We start from the raw sequence: 21,047 nt of genomic DNA on the forward strand, positions 1-21,047 counted from the left end.
GGTGGCCGGGCCCCTCTTGGGGATCAACCGCGCAGTTGCGATGGATCCGCCTCTGACCGGCGGCCGCGGGGCCCTGCGTTTGGCACGTCCGCGAGTCGGTGCGGTGATCGACCTAGACATGGGTGGCTCCCCCGGTGTGCGCTGACTGTGGTGATGACACAGCAGATGATGAGACAGCCGATGGTGAGGCTGCAGGTTCGGTGACGGCCACCAGCTCGCGAGCTCCGAGATCGAGCAACTCGCGGGCAAGGTCACGGCCGAGTTCCTCGGCATTGTCGATCGACCCGACGATGGAGGCCCGGATGCTGTCGCTGCCGTCGATGGCGGCGACGCACCCACGCAACGAGATCTCGTCGAAGATCCGGCCGTCCTCGTCGATGGACTCGACGACTTCCGCGATCGCACCCACCGGAGCGGTACACCCAGCTTCCAACTCCGCGAGCAGGCCGCGTTCGGCCGCAACGGCCGCACGTGAATTCGCGTCGTCGAGGCTGCGTACCACGTCGATGAGATCGGTATCGGCGCTGCGGCATTCGACGGCCAGAGCACCCTGAGCAGGCGCGGGCAACATCTGAACCGGGTCGAGGGACTCGGTGACGACGTCGAGACGGCCGATACGGGCCAGGCCGGCGCGCGCAACGACCACTGCGTCCAGTTCCCCGGACGCGACCTTCCCGATGCGGGTGTCGAGGTTGCCGCGCAACGGCTGCACGTCGAGGCCCTGACCGAGAGCTCGCAGCTGGGCTGCGCGGCGAGGCGCCGAAGTACCGACGCGGGCACCCGCGGGCAGCTCACCGAGAACGAGACCGTCTCGGGCGACGAGCGCATCACGCGGATCCTCGCGCTCGGGAATCGCGGCGATGACGAACCTCTCGTCGGGGGCCGTCGGCAAGTCCTTGTACGAGTGCACGGCGATGTCGACCTTGCCGTCGGTCAGCGCTTCGCGCAGCGCGGCGGTGAACACGCCGACGCCGATTGTCTGCACCGGGGCCGCGGAAAGATCGCCTGCCGTCTTGACGATGACGAGCTCGGCGTCGAGCCCTGCCGCGATGAGTCCCTGACGGACGGTCTCGGCCTGCGTCGTAGCGAGCAGCGATCCACGTGTTCCGATCCGAACGACCGCCGTTGCGTCCGAGTCGTTCCCGATCTCGTTCACTCCGCTTGTCCCTTCCGAACCTCTGTCCGGCTGGCTGTGAAGTCGTCCACAAGTTCCATTCCGTTGATCTCTATCGGGCTCGCGACCGCCTCGACGGCACCGGGGCTGAGCTCGAAGAGCTCACGCAACGCGGCTGCGTAGGAGTCGCCACCCGGGGTGGTGGCCAGTTGCTTGACACGCACGGTCGGCGAATGAAGAAGCTTGTCCACGACGCGTCGCACAGTGCGTGCCACCTCGTCGCGCTGCGGTGAGTCGAGACCGGGCAGCCTGGATTCGAGCCGCATCAGTTCGCCTTCGACGACCTCGGCTGCGCGCTGGCGTAGTGCAGTCACCGTCGGGGTCACTTCGGCGAGGCGTTGGCCGGCGAGATAGCCGGACAGTTCCGAGGAAACGATTTCACGAGCCGCGGCCGCGTCCGAGGATGCAGCGCCTGCAGCGGGGTCACGCTGGAGCGACTCCATGTCGAATACCTCGACGCCGGGCAGACCGGCGACGGACGGTTCGACGTCGCGCGGCAATCCGAGGTCACAGATTGCGAGTGGGCGTCCGGCCTCGCGCTGAGCAAGCGCAACGTGGGCATCGGCGAGCGAGACAACGGCCCCGACCGCACCGGTACAGGTGACGAGAATGTCGGCGTCGGCCAGCGCGGACGCGAAGTCCTCGAAGTTCATCGCGGTGGCCTCGACACCCGCCGAGAGAGCGGTGTCGGCAAGGTGATCCGCTCGCTCCCGTGTGCGGTTGACGATGATGAGACGTTCGATCCCCGCGCGACCGAGATGCGCGACGGACAGGCCGCCCATCGCTCCTGCGCCGAGAACTACTGCGGTCCGTCCCCTCAGGCTGCCACCGAAGAGCAGTGCGGCCCGATCGAGTGCAACCGACACCACCGACGCGCCGGCCGAGTCGATCCCGGTCTCGGAATGCACCCGCTTGCCGACGCGTAGAGCCTGCTGGGCAAGCTCGTGCAGAACCCGTCCCGACGCCTGCTGGCTGTCGGACGACGCGTACGCGGCGCGAATCTGTCCGAGGATCTGCTGCTCACCGATGACCATCGAATCGAGGCCACTGGCGACGGCAAAGAGGTGCTCGACGGCCGCCTCGCTGTAGCGCACATACGCGTGCCTGGTCAGTTCCGGCACCTGGAGACCGGAGTGCTCCGAGAGTATTTCGCCGACCGCTGCCAGAGCGCCGTGAAACGCGTCCACCACCGCATACACCTCGACCCGGTTGCAGGTCGAGACGACCATCACCTCGGAGATGTTGCCGCTGGCCATGAGCTTGTCGGTCAGCTTGGGTCGCTCGGTGTCGGTGATGGCGACACGCTCTAGGACTGCGACGGGAGCGCTACGGTGCGAAATCCCGACGAGAAGGACACTCACGGTGCAATCACCGATCCGTTTCTTGTCGAACTGTTTACTGAGGGGCTGATGGCGGACGTGCTCGGTAGCGAACCGGGCACTACCCGCGGTCCTCGACTACGACCCAGTCGAGGGTTGGGAGACAACGCCGGCGCACGACGAGCAGCCTCGTTACGCGAGCTGTTGAACGAGAGAACCTGCATCTCGACGGCCAGGTCGACGCGCCTTACCTCCACTCGATCCGGTACGTCCAGCGTCACCGGAGAGAAACTGAGGATGCATTCGACACCGCCCGCGACGAACGAAGACGCCACCGACTGCGCGGACTCGTCGGGAGTAGCGATGACACCGATGGTCGCTTCGAGGTCGCGGCACGCCTGCTCGAGAGAGTCGACGTGTTGCACCCGGAGACCGTCGACATCGAGGCCGACCCGCTCCGGATTGCGATCGAACAGCCCCACCATCGAAAATCCTCGACGACCGAATCCGCCGTACCTAGCCAACGCTTCCCCGAGGTTTCCGACACCCACCAGCACAACCTTGTGCCCCCGATCGAGGCCGAGTGCACTTTCGATCTTCGCTCGCAGACGCATGACGTCGTACCCGACTCCGCGAACACCATTGGGCCCGAGGAAAGACAGATCCTTGCGAAGTTTGGCCGATCCGACCCCTGCGGCATTGGCCAGTTCTTCACTGGACACGATGAGAACTCCATCGTCTGCCAGGATTCCGAGGACCCGCAAGTAGGTCGCCAATCGCGTCACCGTAGCCTGTGGGATAACGCGTTCGGGAGCTGCAGATCGACCGATACCAGGTGACCGTTCGACACCAACCGGCACGGCCGGGCGCTCTTCGGTCACAATCATGGCTCCTCGTCCGACCGGCTGCGATGCCGGTCTTCACGGTGATCCTGGACAAGCTCGATCGAAAAATTCATGCAGGTTCCACAGGTTCCACTCCTGCGAGCCTGGGTCGTTCTGCAGGTTTCAACTCCTGCGCTGGGACCACGGTAACCGCTTGTGAACGAATGAACAAAGTCGCTCGATCCGTGCTAGAGGGGCCCTCACCTGCAAAGCGAGAGCCCACTCGCGTTCTTAGGGTGCCCTCCGAGCCGTCAGGTCCGCCCGCAGCCGAGGCTCGTCGACCTCCCAGTAGCTGTGCTCGCGGCCGTCCAGCAGGACCACAGGCACGCGATCACCGAACTCGGCGCGCAGGTCAGGGGCTGTGTCGGCGACTTCGTCGACGTCGATCGACGTCGGGGTGATCGCAAAATCGCTGCACACCTCCTGCAGACGCGCGAGCGCGACGACGCAAGAGTGACAGCCTGCGCGGGTGAGAAGAACCACGGTCGGGTCCGGAGAAACCATGCTTCCACCCTTCCATGCGCATCGGAGAGACGAACGTCACATCGCTGCGACGACGTCCGCACTGGTCGGGTCCGTGCGGCCGGTTCGGAGTTTCGATGTACGGGCTAGGGTTCATGGCACTGCTCGAACATGGAGGTGCGCGTGATGAGCAACGGGGGTTTTCAGACGCCTGACGACGACACGACGGCCGAGGAACCGGGCGTCGACGATCTACCGGTGTCCGACGTACCCGACGAGGACATGGTCGAGACGGACAGGCCCGATGAGGACAAGCGAGAGAAGCGCCGAAAGCGACGGCTCCGCAACCCGCTCGGTCCCTCCGACGCCGAGGTCCGGGCAAGCGTCGCCGGTGAGGCCAGCGCGGACGCAGCCATCGCGCTGCAGACAGAGGGCGGCGCATCGGTTCCGCTGGATTTGACCGCAGCGGCGTTCTTCGACGTCGACAACACGATGGTCCAGGGCGCTTCGATCATCCACTTCGCCCGCGGCCTCGCTGCGCGCAAGTACTTCACCAGTGGGGACCTCGCTCAGTTCGCCTGGCAGCAGGTCAAATTCAGAGTCAGTGGCAAAGAGAACAGCGAGGACGTCGCAAGCGGTCGAGAGAAGGCGCTCTCCTTCATCAAGGGCAGACCGACCTCCGAACTGCGCATGCTCGGCGAGGAAATCTACGACGAGCTCATCGCCGACAAAATCTGGCCAGGCACGGCCGCGCTCGCACAGATGCATCTCGACGCAGGCCAGCAAGTCTGGCTCGTGACTGCCACGCCCCTGGAGCTGGCGCAGATCATCGCCGAGCGGCTCGGGCTGACCGGCGCGCTGGGTACCGTCGCCGAGAGCAAGGACGGCGTATTCACCGGCAGGCTCGTCGGCGACATTCTGCACGGCCTCGGAAAGGCGCACGCAGTGCGGACGCTGGCCGTGCGCGAGGGGTTGAACCTCAAGCGCTGCACGGCGTATTCGGACAGTCACAACGACGTCCCGATGCTCTCGCTCGTAGGCACAGCCGTCGCTGTCAATCCAGACGCGGACCTGCGCGAACTCGCCAAGAACCGCGGCTGGGAAATCAGAGACTTCCGGACGGGCCGCAAGGCGGCGAAGATCGGGGTACCGACCGCTCTCGCGTTGGGCGCCGTCGGCGGCGGGCTCGCGGCAGTGATCGGTCGCCGCCGAGCAGGCTGACCACCGTCAGGTTTGCCGCGTCGGGATTACAGCGTCAGCTGCATCAGGGTGAGGTCGAGCCACCGGTCGAATTTGATGCCGACCTCGGGCATCTGTCCCACAGTGACGAACCCGAACTTCTCGTGCAGTGAAATCGACGTCGTGTTCGTCGACTCGATGACCCCGACGAGTACGTGGATTCCGGCCGACCGCGCCCGATCGATCAGCTCCGTGAGTAGCGCACTCGCAAGTCCGCGGCGCTGGAAGCTGTCCGCCACATAGACCGAATGCTCGACGGTGAGGCGGTAGCCACTCTTGGGTCGCCACTGCGTGTACGACGCGTATCCGGCAACCTCTCCGTCGACGACGGCCGTCAGAACGGGGTAGCCGGCCCGCAACCTCCCGGCCAACCACTCCATCCGCTCGTCGAGGCCGACCTCGGTCTCGTCCCAGATGGCCGTCGTATTCCTGATGGCGTCGTTGTGGATACTGAGGATCGCTGAGAGGTCCTCGGTGGTGGTGTCTCGAATCAGCACCCGGACCAGGGTACCGATCAGCCCAGGAAGACGTTGCGGCGCTTGGCCAACAGTCGGTACAGGGTGTGCTGAATGGTCTCTCGTACGTGGTCGGTCAATTCGAAGAGCACCATCGGATCTTCCGAGGCCTGAGCATCGTAGGAGTCGGTTGCGATGGGCTTGCCGAACTCGATGTACCACTTCGACGGCAGCGGAATGAGACCGAGCGGGCCCAGATGGGGAAAGAACGGGGTGACCGGGAAATACGGCATGCCCATCAATCTCGCCAACGGGGTGATGTCGCCGATCTTGGGGTAGATCTCTTCCGAACCGACGATCGAGCACGGAATGATCGGCGCACCGGTTTTCAATGCGGCCGACACGAACCCGCCCCGGCCGAAGCGCTGCAGTTTGTATCGCTCACTGAAGGGCTTGCCGATGCCCTTGAAGCCCTCGGGAAACACAGCGGCCACCTGGCCCATCCGAAGCAGACGTTCCGCGTCGGGATTGCAGGCGAGCGTGTGACCCGCTTTGCGTGCGATGGTCCCGACGCCCGGCATCTCGAATGCCATGTCGGCAGCCAACATTCGCAATGGACGGTGCGCAGGATGGTGATCACGGACGGCCACCGACGCCATGAGCGCATCGACCGGAATCACGCCGGCGTGATTGGCGACGACGAGTGCCCCACCGTCGTTCGGGATGTTCTCGATGCCTTTGATTTCGACTCGGAACCACTTGTCGAAAAGCGGACGCAGGAGCGGCAACCATAGGGCGTCGGCGAAGTGCGGATCGTAGCCGAACTCGTCGACGACGTAGTCGCCGGCCATGCGGCGGCGAACGAATTCGGCTGTGTCCGAGATGGTCTCGACGAGTTTCGTCTTCGCCGCGTCTATCTGAGAAGCGGCGATCTGGGAAGCGTCCGACGGCCCCACAGGATCGAGAGGATGGGCGGCCACGGGTGGCACCAGCGGAATCGGCGGCGTGGTGTCGGCGTACGAAGACGGGTGCCGACTGCGACTGTCTTCGGCACGGTTGCGGCTCCGGTTGGCATGCTCGGTACGGTCGCGTCCGGCGCCGCTACCGTGCAGCGGAATCACCTTCGCCACCTCGTTCACCTCTCCCTGCCTGTAGTCGCAGCCAATGCGGCTTTGGACAACGCTGCACCGGCGTCCGCAGCCCACAACGCACGTTTCTCGACCGAGTCCACCCACTCGGTCCGGACCACCGGCCGAATTGCGGCGCCACGAACGAAGTCGTCGAATGCCTGAACCGTAGTCCACCGAGGTTCGAATCCGAGGTCGGATCGCATTCGAGTGGTATCCAGCCCGCAGCCGAAGTGGAAGTAGTCCAGTTGTTCGGTCGTGAATTCGCGCATCATTCCGCCCATCAGCGCGCGGCCGACGCTTTTGAACAGCGCAAACGGCACCGGCACCTCGATGCGCCCGGCTCTACGAATGGCTTGCGACAACATGATGGTGCCGTCGGCACCGATATTGAATGTGCCGGCCGGCCCACCCATCGTCGCGCGCTCGAGCGCAGCCAGAGCATCTTCTTCGTGCAGGAGCTGCATCCGCGCGTCGCGCCCGATGATGCTGGGGATGAGCGGCGAGGTCATGTAACGGGAAATGGACCCGTTGAGCCGTGGTCCGATCAACGGCGCCATCCGCAGAATCGACACGGCTATGTCTGGCCGGCGACGTCCGAGCCCTCGGATGTACCCCTCGATGTCGATGGTGTCGCGTGCGAATGCTCCCGACGGAGGTTTACGCGCACTCATCTCCTCGGTGAACTTGACCGGATCCTTGGCACTGCATCCGTACACCGAAGAGGAGGACCGAAGAACGACTTTCTGCACCGACGGGGACTTCTGGCACACCGCGAACAACTGCATCGCGCCGATGACGTTGAGATCTTTCATCGTCGCGCGCCCGCCGGATCTGGGGGGCTTGGTGATGGTCGCCGCATTCACGACGGTGTCGACGCCCGCATTTCGGATGACTTTCCCGATCAGCGGATTGCGGATGTCGGCCCGGACGAATTCCGCGCGTCCCATTCGACGCAGCAGATCCTTACTAGGGGATCTGGAGTCGACGGCTATGACGCGCTCTACAGCGGGATTCTGGGCCAGTCGGGTAACGAGGTACCCGCCGAGGAAGCGGCTCGCGCCGGTGACCAGCACCACTTTGGGCGCCGCAACGCCTCGCTCGTTCGAAGTCACTCACACCCCCGATTGATTGCCGCTGGCCTGCAGCCTACTGGAATCCGTGGAAGATGCGAGCGAACCGATTTCGACACCCTGTGCAGGATAAATGCTTGTTCGGACATGCCCGCGTCGAGTACGGACCAACGAAAAAGGCCCGCCACCAGTGCTGGTGACGGGCTCCTTTTCGAAGCTCTATTTACCGAGTTTCCTGCGCTGCACTCGAGTGCGACGAAGCAGCTTGCGGTGCTTCTTCTTCGACATGCGCTTGCGACGCTTCTTGATCACTGAACCCATGGCGGGTGTCCTCACGTTCTTCTCTAGCGTTTTCGCGCACGCGAAGTTGCGTACGCCTACCTGGCAGCGTCGAACTCCCCCACAAATTTCACGTGGTAAGAGCCTTCGATCCCCAAGCTGGCGCTCGGGCCTCGATCTGCTTGAACCTCCAAGGTCGAAGCTCGATGCAACTACTCGCCAACCTGCTCTCTTCGCAGGCTCTGCTCGTGACCCTGGTACGAGCGCCGATATTACTCGGCCACGACGAGACTCCACCTTACCGGTGTGGACAACGATCCACGAAACCGGCCCGATAGAGCCAAGTCGACACCGAAGGGGTGCGACTCAGCCTGCGTCGAAGTACGAGGTCTCGAGGTAATCGTGCACAGCCTTGGCGTGCACACGGAACGATCGACCCACTCGTACAGCAGGCAGCTCTCCGCTGTGCACCAGTCGGTACACAGTCATCTTGGACACCCTCATCAGCGTTGCCACTTCGGCCACTGTGAGGAATTGCGTTCCAGCCAGAGCTGGTTGGCCATCCAGGGACGCACCCTTGGACGGCTTGTTTACAGGCGCCATCTATTCACATACCTCCGGCACGTCTCGCGCGGCAGGCTTCCCCTCCTGCCGAACAGACACGCACGTGCTACCACTGAGCTTAACGTGACCAATGGGGTTACTGCGACGGGTGTAGGGAATCAGTTTTCTATTCCGCTGTGACGCCCATCTCAGCTGCACGAGCTTTTGCGGCGTCCAACGCATCGAAAAATGCTGCTCGGAGGCCGTTTTCTTCCAGTTTTCGCACGGCAGCTGCCGTTGTTCCGCCGGGAGAAGTAACTGCGTAACGAAGCTCCGCCGGCGTCTCATCGGACCGATCCAGCATCGCTCCGGACCCGACCATCGTCTGAACGACGAGCGCGGAGGCGACTTCGCGGGTCAATCCGAGGCCGACACCGGCGTCGATCATCGCCTCGACGACGAGGAAAAAGTAGGCGGGACCGGACCCGGATACCGCCGTCACGGCATCGAGTTGGTTCTCTTTCACGGTGACGACCTTGCCGACCGTGGACAGAATCGTCCGCACGAGTTCGAGATGTTCGGTCTTGGCGTACTTTCCCGGTGCAAGAACGCTGACGCCCTCGCCCACGAGCATCGGTGTGTTGGGCATGACGCGCACGACGGGGAACCCCGCAGGCAGCTTCGATTCGAACTTCGAAGTCGGCACACCTGCGGCGAGCGAGACGATGAGCTGTTCACGTTCGCCGTCGAGGTCGGTCTTGGCGACCTCGGTGAGTGCGCCGTCCACGTCTCCTGGCTTGACGGCCAACACGATGACATCGGCGTTCTCGGACGCCTCGGCGATCGTCGTCGTCAGCACCCCGAAGGTCGAGGCCAGCTCGGCAGCGCGGGACTCGAACTTCTCGGCCACCACCAGGTCGCGAACTGCATATCCAGCTTCCAGCAGTCCGGCGATCAACGCCTCGCCGATGCGCCCGCCTCCAATTACAGCAATTCTCGTCATGCGGGAAGCCTAGATCGGCGGCTGGTCGAGCCTCAGCGCGGCACCATCGCCAGCTGCCTGCTCTGCACCACGACGGCGCCGGTCGAATCGAGCACCAGGTGGTCCTCCTCGAACCATGTGCCTCCGATAACGGTGCTGCTGGCCGCGACCCGGAGCCAGCCAGGAGCAGGCTGTCGGCGCAGGTACGTGGTGAGCTGCACAGTCGGCGCCCATCCGAACATGCCCCGGTTCATCGTCACGGGCGCGCAGATATCCCCGGTCATGAGCGCGAACAATGCATATGTGTCCGCGTCCGCCTCGTCACCCTCGTGCGGCCGAACCCACATCCGAACCTCCGGCTCTCCCTGCTTGCCGGTCAGAAAATGTGCCGACGTCGGGTCGATTCTCATCTCACATCCGCGCGCGACGTGCACGATGGAAGCCATCGGATGGTCGCCGCCGATTGCCTCGGTCTCCGCGGGCGGTTCTACCGGCATCGACGACAGAGATGACTGCACCTCGTGGCGGGGGGCGTCGACGTCCGGCCGACCCAATGTCACCATCGCACGGGCCGCTACCCGGTCACCCTGAGTCATCTCGACGTCGACGTGCGAGACCTGCTTGCCGCGCTTGCGGACGATCGCGGTCAGTGCAACCTCGCCCGGATCGGGTGCATTGAGGTAGCTGACGCTCACCGCCAGTGGTTGGACATCGTCGCCTCGTAGCTGCGATTTTGCTGCGGCGGCGCACGCGGCAAGCATCGTCCCTCCGTGGACCTTGGGTCCGATGGTCCACGTCGAGTCGATCACCGCGGAGTAGGAGCCGTCGGTCTCCGTCCTGTCGAAAGTCGTCAGTGTCGTAGCCGACTTGAATGGACTGCTCATCGATCTTGCCTTTCGGAGACGTTCTTCGGTTCAGGGGTGGTGGACGCGATGTCCTGGTGAGCAAGCCGTCTGAGGGCCGTCATGATCGGTTCGTAGATCGCGGTGCCGAGCACGGCGTACTCGACGGCTGCGTCCGTGGTTTCCGGCATCAATGCGAGGTCGTATTCGGCGATCCGGCGGATCGCGCGTCCATAGACCTCCAACCGTTCGTCGGTCATGGGTATGCCTACGTCCTCGGCCGACTGGAGTGCCCGTTCGAGCTGCGCGACTGCCGCGAACCTCGGGTCGTACACCTGCCCCAACTTCCCCATCGCAGCTCGCGCCCGTGGGTATTCGGACGCGTCGCCACCGTCCAGGTAGGGCGGAAGCTCGGAAATGGCGCGTCCCAACGTCTCGACGAGTGAGCTGTCCGGGTGTTCGATCAGCTGCAGAACGGTCCGAATCCTGCCTATAGGTAGACCCACCCCGGTGAGCGCCTTGATCAGCACGAGTCGTTCGACGTGCTGATCGCCGTACTTCGATTGCGTGGCGCTCGTTGCCTCGCCCGGCATGAGCAGACCTTCACGCAGGTAGTACTTGATGGTCGCGAGCGGGAGTCCCGACGCATCGACCAGCTCGGACACGCGCACTCCAGCCTCCCTTGACATATCGGATACTTTCACTATCCACTATAGATAGTGAAAGTATCCAGACGACTTTAACAGGGAGCCCAACATGAGCGCACTGCTGACCATCGCTCTCGGCATCACTCTGATCACCGTCGTTGGAATCGCATACGGCGGAACGTTCCTGCTCAGGGTGACAAGCGGCGCGCAGGGAGCCAATGCTCTGCAGAAGACCTTCTTCCGCGCCGGGCACGCGCACGCGGGCGTCCTGGTGACGCTAGGACTGGTCGTCGCCCTCGTGACGAACGCGGCGGGCGTCTCGGACGTCTGGTCCGCGGTGGGCTCGATCGCCGTACTCTCAGCAGCGATTTTCATCCCCGCAGGTTCTTTCTGTCGGTACTCGGAACCGATCCGCAGAAGCCCGGTCGTGCGATGGCAGCGGTGTGGGTGGGTGCCGCAGCGCTGACGGCCGGACTCCTCGTCAGCGGTATTGCCGTCGTCGTCGCCGGCGTCGGGGCGCTGTGACACCCCGCGCGTTCACTGCAGGTAGCGACGCGCGAACGACAGAGCCTGACCGAGCATCGACGACCGCTCCGCCAGCGTCCGCGCATTCTGCGTGTTGATCTCGATCACGGCCTGACCGGTGAACCCGCGTCGCCGCAGCTCGGTGCAGACTTCGGCACAGGGCTGATCACCGTGCCCCGGAATCAGGTGCTCGTCGACCGACGCGCCTCGTCCGTCGGCGAGGTGCAGATGCGCGAGACCGTCACCCATTCTGTTCATCATCTCGACAGCATCGGTGCCTGCCGTGGCCGTGTGCGACAGATCCAGCGTGTAGTGAGCGTGTCCCGAGTCGGTCGGATCGTAGGACGGCGCGAATGCCGACAGCGCCGCACCCGGGCCGCCACGCTTGCGGAGGCGGGCTGCAGAGCCTTCCTTCCGGCCGAAGAATCGGTCTGCCCGCATCGGAAACATGTTCTCGACAGCGACGATGACGTCGGATCCCATCTCGAGATCCGCAACCTGCTCACCGAATCCGTCGGCGTACTTCTTCTGCCACCGGAACGGCGGGTGCACGACGACTGTCGACGCGCCGAGCTTCTCCGCGGCCTGCACCGAACGCTCCAGCTTCGCCGCCGGATCGGCACCCCACACCCGTTGCGAGATGAGCAGGCACGGCGCATGAATCGCCTGCACCGGGACGCCGTATCTCCGTACGAGGGCTCCGACCGCTTCGACGTCCTGGCTGACCGACTCGGCCCACACCATCAACTCGACTCCGTCGTAACCCAGTTCGGCGGCATACCGAAACGCCGCCTCGGTGTTCTGTGGGTACACCGAGGCAGTGGACAGCCCAACAGCGACACGACCGCCCATTTCCGATGCCCGATCAGCCGGTACTCAGTTGGAACGCAAGCGGACCGAGCGTGACGAACACTCCGACGGCAATCGCGATCACCATGCTGATCATGTCGTCGGTTCGACGCAGGATCCGCACCACCGCAACCAGACCGACGATCACGAGCACTGCAAGAATCAGAGCCACCCAGGGCAGCATGTCCCACAGTCGTTCGAAGCCCTTGAACAGCAGCGCACCGACGATGACGGCGACGACACCCTGGCCGACGAGTGCGAGCCATTGCTTGGCCGCATCCTTCTTGCCTGGAACACGTTCCGGGGCGGCAGGCGTCGCCGACGGCTCGACCTCCGCTGCACCAGCAGAGTCGTCCTCGGTGCCGGGTGCATCCTCGTTCTTGTCGATGTTCTTGTCGATCGTTGCTGTCGACTGTGCTGTTGTCGGCTTCTCTGTGGCCGGCTTCTCTGTGGCCGACTCTTTTTCGGCTGACTTGTCCGGAGCCGTGGTCTGTGCTTCGAGCGCAGCGACCTTCTTGGTCAGGTCAGGCGTCCGAGCCGTCGCGTCCGCGTCAGGTGTCGGCGTGACGTCGGTGACCGGTTCGGCGTCCGTGACGGCCGGTTGGGTTCGGCTCCGAGCCACGAACCCAGCGGAACGTTGCGGGCGATCGGTGGCCCGCGCGTCGGTCTCGTCAGCGGTTGCCCGACGACCGGTCACCGGCGTGGGCCGCTGGCTCGGCGTGGGTCGCTGGCTCGGCGTCGGGCGCTGAGACGCTGTCGCACCGTAAGGGCGACGCTCGCTCTCGTCATGGGCTCGGTTGAGCAGATCACCGGCAGCTGTCGTCGAGCCGGACAGCAACTCCGGTTCCGGTGTGGTCTTGTCCCGCGGCTGCCGTGTCGGAGTCTTTTGCTGAGGCAGAGGTTTCTGGGCCGGGGTGTCCTGCGGCGGAGTGTCCTGAGGCGGAGTGTCCTTGGCCGGGGTGTCCTGGGCCGCAGGTTCGGTTGCGATCACCGGAGCCTGCGCGGACGCGGGCTCGGACCGAACCACCGGGATCTCACCGGTCAACTCGGCTACCGAGATGCCACCCTTCACGCCGCGACGGCGACGTCCACCCGAACTGACGCCCGTCGACTTCTGACCGTTGCGCGCCAGAAGCTCGGCAACGGAAATCTGACCGGTGTCTTCCGGGTCAGCGTTGTTGTCACTCATGTCGATCGCACCACCAGATCGCCGTCCATTTCGGTGTCCAGCTTCCGCAAAATCAACCCTTCCCTCAGCGCCCACGGGCAAATTTCGATCGTATCGATCGACAGTGCTCGCATACTCGCTTCCGCTACCAATGCCCCCGCCACCAATTGCGGTGACCGATCGGCACTGACACCTTCCAATTCTGCACGGTCCGACGCCGTCATCCGCGAAATGAAGGCTATGAGTTGCCTGAGACCGTCCGCGGTGAGCGTCCGAGTCACCCTCGGACCGGCTGCCGAAGGTGCCGCGCCGGTCAACCGTGCCAGCGACCGAAACGTCTTCGATGTACCGACCGTCCGATCCGGTTCCCCGGCCGCGAGAAGCTCTTTTGCCGGTGTCGCAAGCTCGGCGTCGAGCCAGTCTCGCAGAACCGCGACGCGCCGCTTGCCTGGCGGGTCTTCGTCGAGCCAGTCCCTGGTCGGGCGGCCTGCGCCGAGTGAGAGCGAAAACGCTTGGTCGGGGTCCTCGTCGGTTCCCGACGTCAATTCGAGGGAGCCGCCACCGATGTCGAGGTTCACGATGCGACCGGCACTCCAGCCGTACCAGCGGCGCACCGCGAGGAACGTAAGTCGCGCTTCGTCGACCCCGGACAGCGTCTGTAGAGCCACGCCGGTTTCCTGCTGGACTCGCGCAAGAACTGCATCACTGTTGTGTGCATCACGTACCGCCGAAGTCGCGAAAGCCATGAGTTCCTCGCAACCCGACTTCTTGGCGATCGCGGCGAAGTCTCCGACCTCGCCCACCAGGCGATCTGCACCTTCGCGCGTGATGTTTCCGTCGGCATCGGTGTTCTCCGACAACCGCAGAGTCGCCTTCGACGAACTCATCGGCGTCGGGTGCCCACCGCGATGCGCATCCACCACCAGAAGATGTACGGTGTTGCTTCCGACGTCGAGCACCCCTAATCGCACATCCCCACGGTACTGGGTCTACCGTCGTCTCTTGTGACAGCAGGTAGTAAGCAGCCGGTTTTCGCTGCAGAAGTCGACCTGGACTTTCCTCGCGAATGGGTGGAATTTCCAGATCCGGACAACTCCGAACACATCATCGCGGCAGACCTCACATGGCTGTTGTCGAATTGGACGTGTGTGTTCGGCACCCCCGCATGTCAGGGAACCGTCGCGGGTCGTCCCGATGACGGCTGCTGCTCGCACGGCGCGTTCCTCTCCGACGACGACGACAAGAAGAAGCTCGACGCGTCGGTGAAGTTACTCGCTGCCGAGGACTGGCAGCTGATGGACAAGGGCCTCGGAAAGAAGGGGTACGTCGAGTACGACGATCTCGACGACGAACAGTCACTGCGCACGCGCCGGTACAAGGGCGCATGCATATTCCAGAACCGCCCCGGGTTCGCCGGCGGAATCGGGTGCGCACTGCATTCGATGGCGTTGCGCAAAGGCATCGAACCGCTCGAGGTGAAGCCGGACGTGTGTTGGCAGCTACCGATCCGCCGCACCCAGGATTGGATCACGCGCCCGGACGGTACCGAGGTGCTCAAGACCACCATCGGTGAGTACGACCGCCGCGGCTGGGGCGAGGGTGGTCACGATCTGTCCTGGTACTGCTCCGGCTCCCCCGACGCACACGTCGGCAGCAAGCAGGTGTTCGAGTCCTACCGGCCCGAGTTGATCGAGTTGCTCGGCAAGCCCGCATACGAGGAGCTGGCGTCCCTGTGCACACGCCGCCGCGGCCTCGGACTCATCGCGGTCCACCCCGCGACGCGTGAGGCGCAGCGCACCAAATAACGCCGGGCGGCTCCGCGGGCGCTGGTCCACTGGCGGCTCCGCCGCCAGTGGCACGGTTAAGTATGTTGGGGCGCACTCAATCGCGCCACTGGTGCGGAGCGCCCACCCCCTGATCCTTTTCGGGTGAAATCACCTCGATCAGTCCTTTCGGCCGCATGCCGGTACGACACTGCGAACACCGACACACGGCGACGAAGGGGCATTTCATGATCAAGAAACTGGTTGCGACGACGGCAATCGCGCTCGGCTTGGCGGCCGGCCTAGCACCGACCGCGTCTGCCGATCCATGGACCTGGTACGACGCGACGGGTGAGTTCGTGGACGTGTTCGCACCCGGCGGTATCAGCACCGGAAGTGCCTACACGCCGGGCACGAAGTCGATCGTCGTCAGTCCGTACGGAACGTCCAGGTTGATCGAATGCCGCGGGGACGGCCACTACGTCCAGAAGGAATGCCGTCAGGAAGGTCGCTGGCTGGTCCGGGCTGCCCAGTACCCACTACGCGACACCTGGTTCCTGACCTGACCCTCGCTCATCCTTCGAGCTTGTATCCCAATCCGCGAACGGTGACGAGGTGCTCGGGCTTGGCCGGGTCGGTCTCGATCTTCGACCGAAGCCGCTTCACGTGTACGTCGAGGGTCTTGGTGTCGCCCACGTAGTCGGCGCCCCATACCCGGTCGATCAACTGGCCACGCGTGAGCACCCGTCCCGAATTCCGCAGCAGGTACTCGAGCAGATCGAATTCCTTGAGCGGCAATGTGATCTGCTCGGAGTTCACCATCACCACATGGCGTTCGACGTCCATGCGGACCGGACCTGCCTCCAAGACACCGGTGTCCGCCGTGCCGTCGAGTTCCGCGTCGCTGCCGCGGCGTAGCACTGCACGGATGCGGGCGATCAGTTCGCGCGCCGAATACGGCTTGGTCACGTAGTCGTCCGCACCGAGTTCGAGTCCGACGACCTTGTCGATCTCACTGTCCCGTGCGGTGACCATGATGACGGGAACACCGGAACGCGCGCGCAACTGCTTGCACACGTCCGTGCCGCTCATGCCGGGAAGCATGAGGTCCAGGAGCACGATATCTGCTCCGGCCCTGTCGAATTCGGCGAGCGCCGACGGTCCGTCGCCGACGACGGTGGCTTCGAATCCTTCTTTGCGCAGGAGAAAGGCCAGCGGATCGGCCAACGATTCTTCGTCTTCGACGATCAGTACGTTGGTCACTGTAAGTTCCCGGTCACTGTAGTTCTCCTTCTGTCGACCCGAGGTCGTCTTCTTCGAAATAGGCGGGGATCTGCAGGGTGAAGGTCGATCCGGTGCCGAGCTTGCTCCACAGCGAGATGCTCCCGTTGTGGTTGGCTGCGACGTGTTTGGCAATGGCCAGGCCGAGACCTGTACCTCCCGTTGCCCGCGAACGAGCTTTGTCGACGCGGAAGAATCGTTCGAAGACCCGCTCCTGGTCTTCCTTGGCTATTCCGATGCCTCGGTCGGTGACCGCGAACGCGACACAACTGTTGCGCAGCGCACGAGTAACGGACACCGGTGAGCCATCGGACGAGTAGGCGATCGCGTTCTGGATGAGGTTCGCGAGTGCGGTGACCAACAGCGCTTGATCACCGAGCACCTCCAGACCGCTCGGATGATCGGTCGTGACCGTGATGCCCGCATTCTCGGCGGCGATCTTCGATCGGTCGAGCGCCTCGTTGACGACGGTATCGACGTCGACGACCTCGAGATCGGGCAGCTTCTCGGCGCCCTGCAACCGCGACAGTGCGATCAGTTCGGTCACCATGTTGCCGAGCCGCTTGGATTCTGCCACTACTTTGCCGCCGAAGTGGCGCACGGAGTCAGGATCGTCGGCGGATTCGAGAAGCGCTTCGGCAAGCAAACTCATCGCGCCGACGGGCGTCTTCAGCTCGTGGCTGACATTGGCCACAAAATCCCGACGCGTTGCTTCCATTCGGACCTGCTCGGAATCGTCGTCGGCGAAGAGGACGACGAATCGTTGGTCTTCTTTGCTGAGCATCCGCGCCACGCACCGCACGGCCATGCGGTCACGGCTGGTGCTGGTTCGGACATCTCTCGAACTGATGTCGACTTCGACCGGATTGCCGTCTGCGAGTACTTTCTGAGCCGCTTCCCACGCACGATCGTCGATCAGGCGATTACGCACCAACCCGAGCTCCTCGGCCCGAGGATTCGACAGCACCACGTCGTGAAACCGGTCGACGACTGCGATTCCGCTCTCCGACGCGAGGATGATCAGATCCAGCACCTGGGACATCGTCAGGCCAGAACTCGCGCGTGCCCGCTCCGAATGTCGGGTTGCGAGATACGGGATCAGGACGCTGCCGACGAGATATCCCACGAAGGCCGTTGCAATAGCCAGCAGCACAGCCGATGTAACACTCACACCCGAATCGTACGTTCGATGGACAGCTCACATACGCAGGGTGCAGGCATTTCCCTGGTAGTCATAGCCCAAGTCGGCAGTGTTCTTCGACCGTTCACCTGGAGTTGTCCGCAGGACCCACCGCTGCGGGCCCTGCGGATCGAGCCAGGGCTTACTTGGCACCCTGATTTGCGACTGCAGCTGCTCCCGCGGCCGCAGCTTCCGGGTCCAGGTACGTTCCGCCCGGGTTCGTCGGGACGAGTTTTCCGTCTCCGTCACCGAAGTTGTACTGCAGCGGGATGCCCGTCGGGATGTTCAGGCCGGCGATGTCGGCGTCGGAAATCTCGTCGAGGTACTTCACCAGAGCGCGAAGCGAGTTGCCGTGCGCGGCGACGAGCACGTTCTTGCCCGCTTTCAGCTCGGCGACGATCGTCTCCTCGAAGTACGGGATGAGCCGGTCGACGACGTCCTTCAAGCACTCGGTCATCGGCACGCTCGGCAGATCCGCGTATCTCGGGTCGCCGTCCTGGCTGTACTCGCTGGACGCTTCGATCGCGGGCGGCGGGGTGTCGTAGCTCCGACGCCACAGCATGAATTGCTCGTCGCCGAACTTGTCTTTGGTCTCGGCCTTGTTGAGCCCCTGCAGGGCGCCGTAGTGACGCTCGTTCAGGCGCCAGTCGCGGACGACGGGAATCCAGTGGCGGTCGGCTGCATCGAGCGCGATGTTCGCGGTACTGATCGCTCGACGCAGCAACGACGTGTACAGCACGTCGGGCAGAACACCTGCTTCGGCCAGAAGCTCTCCCGCGCGCTTTCCTTCGGACTCGCCCTTCTCCGTCAGGCGGACGTCCACCCATCCGGTGAACTGGTTGGACGCGTTCCATTCGCTCTCGCCGTGGCGAAGCAAAATCAAGGTTCCGATGCTCATGGGGTCAGTTTCTCATGTTCGGCTTCGAGGGGTCGGTGCACGACGAGTACCGCAACGACGACAACCATGACCACTGCCGTCAGCGTGATGGGTATGGGGATCAGTGGGTCGAGAAGAATCAGCAACGCACCGACCGGAACAACGGTGTTGACGAGGCGATCGGCATTGTCCTTGATGGCGATGAACCAGATTCCGAGTACGAACACGGCGATCGGAACTGTCACCGTGAACGACGCGGCTACGTCGCCCAGCTCGCTGTGATGGGTCAGCACGTCGATCTCGACCTCGATGCCTGCCGAGAACGCGCCTGCGGCAGCGAAGACGAAGTAGTGAACGTACCCGTACTTCAGCGAGTTCGTGAGGGTGCCGATCGCCTTGTGGTGCGGTGGCCAGAAATAGATCCACCAGAGCGCCGCCGTCACGACGAGGGTCAGCACCGAGATCGAAATCAACGGTGCGAGAGCGGTATCTTCCTGCAGGGCTTCGATGATCGCATTGGCCGATGCGAGCAGACTCTCACCCAGCAAGATGAGGGTGAACAACCCGTAGCGCTCGGTGATGTGGTGGGGATGCCACGGCGTCGTGCCGCCGGTCTTCTCGGCGACGACAGGAATCATGATCTCCGCGGCGGCGAACACCACGAACAAGATTCCCTGAGCCGGACCGCCTGGAATCAGGAGCCATAGCACCCACAGCACCTGCACTACGGCGATTCCGCCCGCGTACGTCAGCGCGGTCCTGCGGTGTTCCGACGACGTGGAGGCACGCAACCATTGCGCCACCATCGCGATGCGCATGACCACGTAGCCGAGTACCAGGATGGCGAAATCCTTGTCTGCGAACGCCGGCTCGATCCCCGCCGCCAGGACGAGCACGCCTGCCATCTGGACGACCGTCAGCACCCGGTACAGCCAGTCGTCGTTGTCGAACGATGTCGCGAACCAGGTGAAGTTCATCCACGCCCACCAGATGGCGAAGAACACCATCAGGTAGCTCACGATGCCTTCGGCGATATGGTTCTCGGTCAACGAGTGATGCAACTGCACTGCGGCGATACTGACTGCAACGACGAAGACCAGGTCGAAGAACAGCTCGAGCGGACTCGCGGAACGATGAGGTTGCTGCGGATCGCGTGGGCGCATCGGGGCGAGACTGAACGACGTCGTCGGTAGGTTCACGGGTAGCACGATAAGCGATTCCACGGGATCAATCGAGGCAAGCTAGCACCGTTCTTGCCAAGCTAGGCACAGTTTTCACGTCCGAGCGCGTGTGCCAGGTCGGCAAAAGAGGTGCCAGGTTCCGAAAAGCCCTCGATTCAGCTCGTGAACTTCAACCCGTGCGAGCGCCCGATCGCCGAGGTGGAGATCCGCTGCCGGAACACCCAGTACGTCCAGCCTTGGTACAGCACGACCACCGGCGCCATGAACGCCGCGACCCACGTCATGACACCGAGCGTGTAGGGGCTCGACGACGCGTTCGCCACGGTCAGGCTGTACTCCGGATCCAGCGTGGACGGCATGACATTCGGAAACAGCGAGGCGAACAGCAGTGTCACCGTACTGACGATCGCCACGGATGTGAGTGCGAAAGCCCAGCCTTCACGTTCCATCCGGGTCAACGCCACGACCGCGAGCAGAGCCCCGGCCGCGAGCGCTACCAAGATCCATGTCCACCCCGTTCCGTATGCGATCTGTGTCCACAACACGAAGGCACCCGCGACCGGAACCGCCGGAATTGCGAGCCGCGCGGCGATCGCCACTGCATCCCCTCGAATCTCGTCGGCGGACTTCAAGGCAAGAAATACGGCACCGTGCAACGCGAACACCAGAGCCGTTGTCAGGCCGCCCAACAATGCGTACGGGTTCAGAAGGTCGAAGAAGCTGGAGACCACCTGCTTCTGCGCATCGATCTCGACCCCGCGCACGATGTTCGCGAATGCAACTCCCCATAGCACCGCGGGTACCCAAGAACCGAAGACGATTCCCCAGTCGCACCGCCGACGCCAGGCGTCATCGTCGATCTTCGCGCGCCATTCGATGGCGACGATACGAACGATCAACGCCACCAGGATGATCAACAGCGGAAGGTAGAAGCCGGAGAACAGCGTCGCGTACCAGTCCGGGAACGCCGCGAACAATGCTCCGCCCGCGGTGATCAGCCAGACCTCGTTGCCGTCCCACACCGGCCCGATCGTGTTGAGCGCGACCCTGCGACGAACGTCGGGCGGAATGCCCGTTCGCCGACCCACGATGGGCATCAGCATCCCGACACCGAAGTCGAACCCTTCCAACAGGAAATAGCCGACGAACAGCACTGCGACGATGACGAACCACAGTTCGGGAAGTCCCATGGCAGTC

Annotated in this window: 24 protein-coding genes; 4 read left to right on the top strand and 20 right to left on the bottom strand. The window is 63.7% G+C overall.

From position 1 onward, the window contains the following. Positions 1 to 112: 112 nt before the first annotated feature. The 4 genes from hemC to WDS16_RS17295 all read right to left on the bottom strand — a co-directional run bounded on the left by hemC (position 113) and on the right by WDS16_RS17295 (position 3,881). Entirely contained in the window at positions 113 to 1,156 is a 1,044-nt protein-coding gene (hemC, locus tag WDS16_RS17280) for a hydroxymethylbilane synthase (protein ID WP_338886431.1), read from the bottom strand. After that, a complete protein-coding gene (locus tag WDS16_RS17285; protein WP_338886432.1) occupies positions 1,153 to 2,535 on the bottom strand; it encodes a glutamyl-tRNA reductase in 1,383 nt (460 codons plus the stop codon). Before WDS16_RS17285 ends, hemC begins: the two co-directional genes overlap by 4 nt. Next, positions 2,532 to 3,380, bottom strand: a complete 849-nt coding sequence (locus tag WDS16_RS17290) for a redox-sensing transcriptional repressor Rex (RefSeq protein WP_338886433.1) — start codon at positions 3,378 to 3,380, stop codon at positions 2,532 to 2,534. The genes WDS16_RS17285 and WDS16_RS17290 overlap by 4 nt, the downstream gene beginning before the upstream one ends. Before the next feature lie 228 nt (positions 3,381 to 3,608). Next, positions 3,609 to 3,881 (bottom strand): glutaredoxin family protein, encoded by a 273-nt coding sequence (locus WDS16_RS17295; RefSeq protein ID WP_338886434.1) that lies wholly within the window; start codon positions 3,879 to 3,881, stop codon positions 3,609 to 3,611. Between the two features lie 240 nt (positions 3,882 to 4,121). Between WDS16_RS17295 and WDS16_RS17300 the strand changes: the two genes are divergently transcribed. Next, the gene (locus tag WDS16_RS17300) at positions 4,122 to 5,060 is read left to right on the top strand and encodes an HAD-IB family hydrolase (RefSeq protein ID WP_338893508.1); all 939 of its coding nucleotides are present in this window, start codon (positions 4,122 to 4,124) and stop codon (positions 5,058 to 5,060) included. A 26-nt stretch (positions 5,061 to 5,086) separates the two neighbouring features. On the opposite strand, the gene WDS16_RS17305 is transcribed toward WDS16_RS17300, so the two are convergent. The 8 genes from WDS16_RS17305 to WDS16_RS17340 all read right to left on the bottom strand — a co-directional run bounded on the left by WDS16_RS17305 (position 5,087) and on the right by WDS16_RS17340 (position 11,050). After that, on the bottom strand, positions 5,087 to 5,575 hold the full coding sequence (locus WDS16_RS17305) for an N-acetyltransferase family protein (protein ID WP_338886435.1): 489 nt from the start codon (positions 5,573 to 5,575) through the stop codon (positions 5,087 to 5,089). A gap of 17 nt (positions 5,576 to 5,592) precedes the next feature. Then, entirely contained in the window at positions 5,593 to 6,672 is a 1,080-nt protein-coding gene (locus WDS16_RS17310; protein ID WP_338886436.1) for a lysophospholipid acyltransferase family protein, read from the bottom strand. Further along, positions 6,669 to 7,775, bottom strand: a complete 1,107-nt coding sequence (locus tag WDS16_RS17315; RefSeq protein WP_338886437.1) for an NAD-dependent epimerase/dehydratase family protein — start codon at positions 7,773 to 7,775, stop codon at positions 6,669 to 6,671. The genes WDS16_RS17310 and WDS16_RS17315 overlap by 4 nt, the downstream gene beginning before the upstream one ends. Positions 7,776 to 7,952: 177 nt before the next feature. Then, a complete protein-coding gene (locus tag WDS16_RS17320; RefSeq protein WP_003402602.1) occupies positions 7,953 to 8,054 on the bottom strand; it encodes a 30S ribosomal protein bS22 in 102 nt (33 codons plus the stop codon). Between the two features lie 324 nt (positions 8,055 to 8,378). Continuing rightward, positions 8,379 to 8,615, bottom strand: a complete 237-nt coding sequence (locus WDS16_RS17325; protein ID WP_338886438.1) for a helix-turn-helix domain-containing protein — start codon at positions 8,613 to 8,615, stop codon at positions 8,379 to 8,381. Between the two features lie 127 nt (positions 8,616 to 8,742). Beyond that, complete coding sequence (gene proC / locus WDS16_RS17330) at positions 8,743 to 9,558, bottom strand: pyrroline-5-carboxylate reductase (protein ID WP_338886439.1); 816 nt, start codon at positions 9,556 to 9,558, stop codon at positions 8,743 to 8,745. Positions 9,559 to 9,590: 32 nt separating this feature from the next. Then, a complete protein-coding gene (locus WDS16_RS17335) occupies positions 9,591 to 10,421 on the bottom strand; it encodes a thioesterase family protein (RefSeq protein ID WP_338886440.1) in 831 nt (276 codons plus the stop codon). Continuing rightward, positions 10,418 to 11,050 (bottom strand): MerR family transcriptional regulator, encoded by a 633-nt coding sequence (locus WDS16_RS17340; RefSeq protein WP_338893510.1) that lies wholly within the window; start codon positions 11,048 to 11,050, stop codon positions 10,418 to 10,420. The genes WDS16_RS17335 and WDS16_RS17340 overlap by 4 nt, the downstream gene beginning before the upstream one ends. An 85-nt stretch (positions 11,051 to 11,135) precedes the next feature. On the opposite strand from WDS16_RS17340, the gene WDS16_RS17345 reads away from it, so the two are divergent. Continuing rightward, a complete protein-coding gene (locus WDS16_RS17345) occupies positions 11,136 to 11,492 on the top strand; it encodes a hypothetical protein (RefSeq protein ID WP_338886441.1) in 357 nt (118 codons plus the stop codon). Between the two features lie 71 nt (positions 11,493 to 11,563). Here the strand turns inward: WDS16_RS17345 and WDS16_RS17350 are convergent, their stop codons facing one another. Genes WDS16_RS17350 through WDS16_RS17360 form a run of 3 tightly spaced genes read right to left on the bottom strand, consistent with a single transcriptional unit; the run spans position 11,564 to position 14,539 of the window. Further along, complete coding sequence (locus WDS16_RS17350) at positions 11,564 to 12,403, bottom strand: sugar phosphate isomerase/epimerase (RefSeq protein WP_338886442.1); 840 nt, start codon at positions 12,401 to 12,403, stop codon at positions 11,564 to 11,566. A gap of 13 nt (positions 12,404 to 12,416) precedes the next feature. After that, entirely contained in the window at positions 12,417 to 13,589 is a 1,173-nt protein-coding gene (locus tag WDS16_RS17355; RefSeq protein WP_338886443.1) for a hypothetical protein, read from the bottom strand. Next, positions 13,586 to 14,539 carry a Ppx/GppA phosphatase family protein gene (locus tag WDS16_RS17360; RefSeq protein ID WP_338886444.1) on the bottom strand — a complete coding sequence of 318 codons (954 nt, stop codon included), beginning with the start codon at positions 14,537 to 14,539 and terminating at the stop codon, positions 13,586 to 13,588. The genes WDS16_RS17355 and WDS16_RS17360 overlap by 4 nt, the downstream gene beginning before the upstream one ends. A gap of 33 nt (positions 14,540 to 14,572) precedes the next feature. Here WDS16_RS17360 and WDS16_RS17365 point away from each other — a divergent pair, with 33 nt between their 5' ends. Together WDS16_RS17365 and WDS16_RS17370 are read left to right on the top strand one after the other, a co-directional pair. Continuing rightward, entirely contained in the window at positions 14,573 to 15,373 is an 801-nt protein-coding gene (locus tag WDS16_RS17365) for a hypothetical protein (protein ID WP_338886445.1), read from the top strand. Positions 15,374 to 15,579: 206 nt separating this feature from the next. Continuing rightward, the gene (locus WDS16_RS17370; RefSeq protein WP_338886446.1) at positions 15,580 to 15,897 is read left to right on the top strand and encodes a hypothetical protein; all 318 of its coding nucleotides are present in this window, start codon (positions 15,580 to 15,582) and stop codon (positions 15,895 to 15,897) included. A gap of 7 nt (positions 15,898 to 15,904) precedes the next feature. Here WDS16_RS17370 and WDS16_RS17375 read toward each other — a convergent pair whose 3' ends face one another. The 5 genes from WDS16_RS17375 to cydB all read right to left on the bottom strand — a co-directional run bounded on the left by WDS16_RS17375 (position 15,905) and on the right by cydB (position 21,040). Further along, entirely contained in the window at positions 15,905 to 16,594 is a 690-nt protein-coding gene (locus tag WDS16_RS17375) for a response regulator transcription factor (RefSeq protein ID WP_338886447.1), read from the bottom strand. A gap of 13 nt (positions 16,595 to 16,607) precedes the next feature. Then, complete coding sequence (locus WDS16_RS17380; RefSeq protein ID WP_338886448.1) at positions 16,608 to 17,783, bottom strand: sensor histidine kinase; 1,176 nt, start codon at positions 17,781 to 17,783, stop codon at positions 16,608 to 16,610. 151 nt (positions 17,784 to 17,934) lie between these two features. After that, a complete protein-coding gene (locus tag WDS16_RS17385) occupies positions 17,935 to 18,690 on the bottom strand; it encodes a phosphoglyceromutase (RefSeq protein ID WP_338886449.1) in 756 nt (251 codons plus the stop codon). Continuing rightward, positions 18,687 to 19,832, bottom strand: coding sequence for a low temperature requirement protein A (locus WDS16_RS17390; protein WP_338893512.1), 1,146 nt, complete (start codon positions 19,830 to 19,832; stop codon positions 18,687 to 18,689). Before WDS16_RS17390 ends, WDS16_RS17385 begins: the two co-directional genes overlap by 4 nt. Before the next feature lie 173 nt (positions 19,833 to 20,005). Beyond that, positions 20,006 to 21,040, bottom strand: a complete 1,035-nt coding sequence (cydB, locus tag WDS16_RS17395) for a cytochrome d ubiquinol oxidase subunit II (protein ID WP_338886450.1) — start codon at positions 21,038 to 21,040, stop codon at positions 20,006 to 20,008. Between the last annotated feature and the right edge of the window lie 7 nt (positions 21,041 to 21,047).

This window comes from Rhodococcus sovatensis (assembly GCF_037327425.1).
Classification (GTDB): Bacteria; Actinomycetota; Actinomycetes; order Mycobacteriales; family Mycobacteriaceae; genus Rhodococcoides; species Rhodococcoides sovatense.

Coding starts and splice junctions, on each gene's coding strand:
- WDS16_RS17290 (WP_338886433.1), bottom strand. CDS start 3,380: ATGATTGTGACCGAAGAGCGCCCGGCCGTGCCGGTTGGTGTCGAACGG.
- WDS16_RS17295 (WP_338886434.1), bottom strand. CDS start 3,881: ATGGTTTCTCCGGACCCGACCGTGGTTCTTCTCACCCGCGCAGGCTGT.
- WDS16_RS17300 (WP_338893508.1), top strand. CDS start 4,122: ATGGTCGAGACGGACAGGCCCGATGAGGACAAGCGAGAGAAGCGCCGA.
- WDS16_RS17320 (WP_003402602.1), bottom strand. CDS start 8,054: ATGGGTTCAGTGATCAAGAAGCGTCGCAAGCGCATGTCGAAGAAGAAG.
- WDS16_RS17325 (WP_338886438.1), bottom strand. CDS start 8,615: ATGGCGCCTGTAAACAAGCCGTCCAAGGGTGCGTCCCTGGATGGCCAA.
- proC (WP_338886439.1), bottom strand. CDS start 9,558: ATGACGAGAATTGCTGTAATTGGAGGCGGGCGCATCGGCGAGGCGTTG.
- WDS16_RS17335 (WP_338886440.1), bottom strand. CDS start 10,421: ATGAGCAGTCCATTCAAGTCGGCTACGACACTGACGACTTTCGACAGG.
- WDS16_RS17345 (WP_338886441.1), top strand. CDS start 11,136: ATGAGCGCACTGCTGACCATCGCTCTCGGCATCACTCTGATCACCGTC.
- WDS16_RS17350 (WP_338886442.1), bottom strand. CDS start 12,403: ATGGGCGGTCGTGTCGCTGTTGGGCTGTCCACTGCCTCGGTGTACCCA.
- WDS16_RS17355 (WP_338886443.1), bottom strand. CDS start 13,589: ATGAGTGACAACAACGCTGACCCGGAAGACACCGGTCAGATTTCCGTT.
- WDS16_RS17370 (WP_338886446.1), top strand. CDS start 15,580: ATGATCAAGAAACTGGTTGCGACGACGGCAATCGCGCTCGGCTTGGCG.
- WDS16_RS17385 (WP_338886449.1), bottom strand. CDS start 18,690: ATGAGCATCGGAACCTTGATTTTGCTTCGCCACGGCGAGAGCGAATGG.
- WDS16_RS17390 (WP_338893512.1), bottom strand. CDS start 19,832: ATGCGCCCACGCGATCCGCAGCAACCTCATCGTTCCGCGAGTCCGCTC.
- cydB (WP_338886450.1), bottom strand. CDS start 21,040: ATGGGACTTCCCGAACTGTGGTTCGTCATCGTCGCAGTGCTGTTCGTC.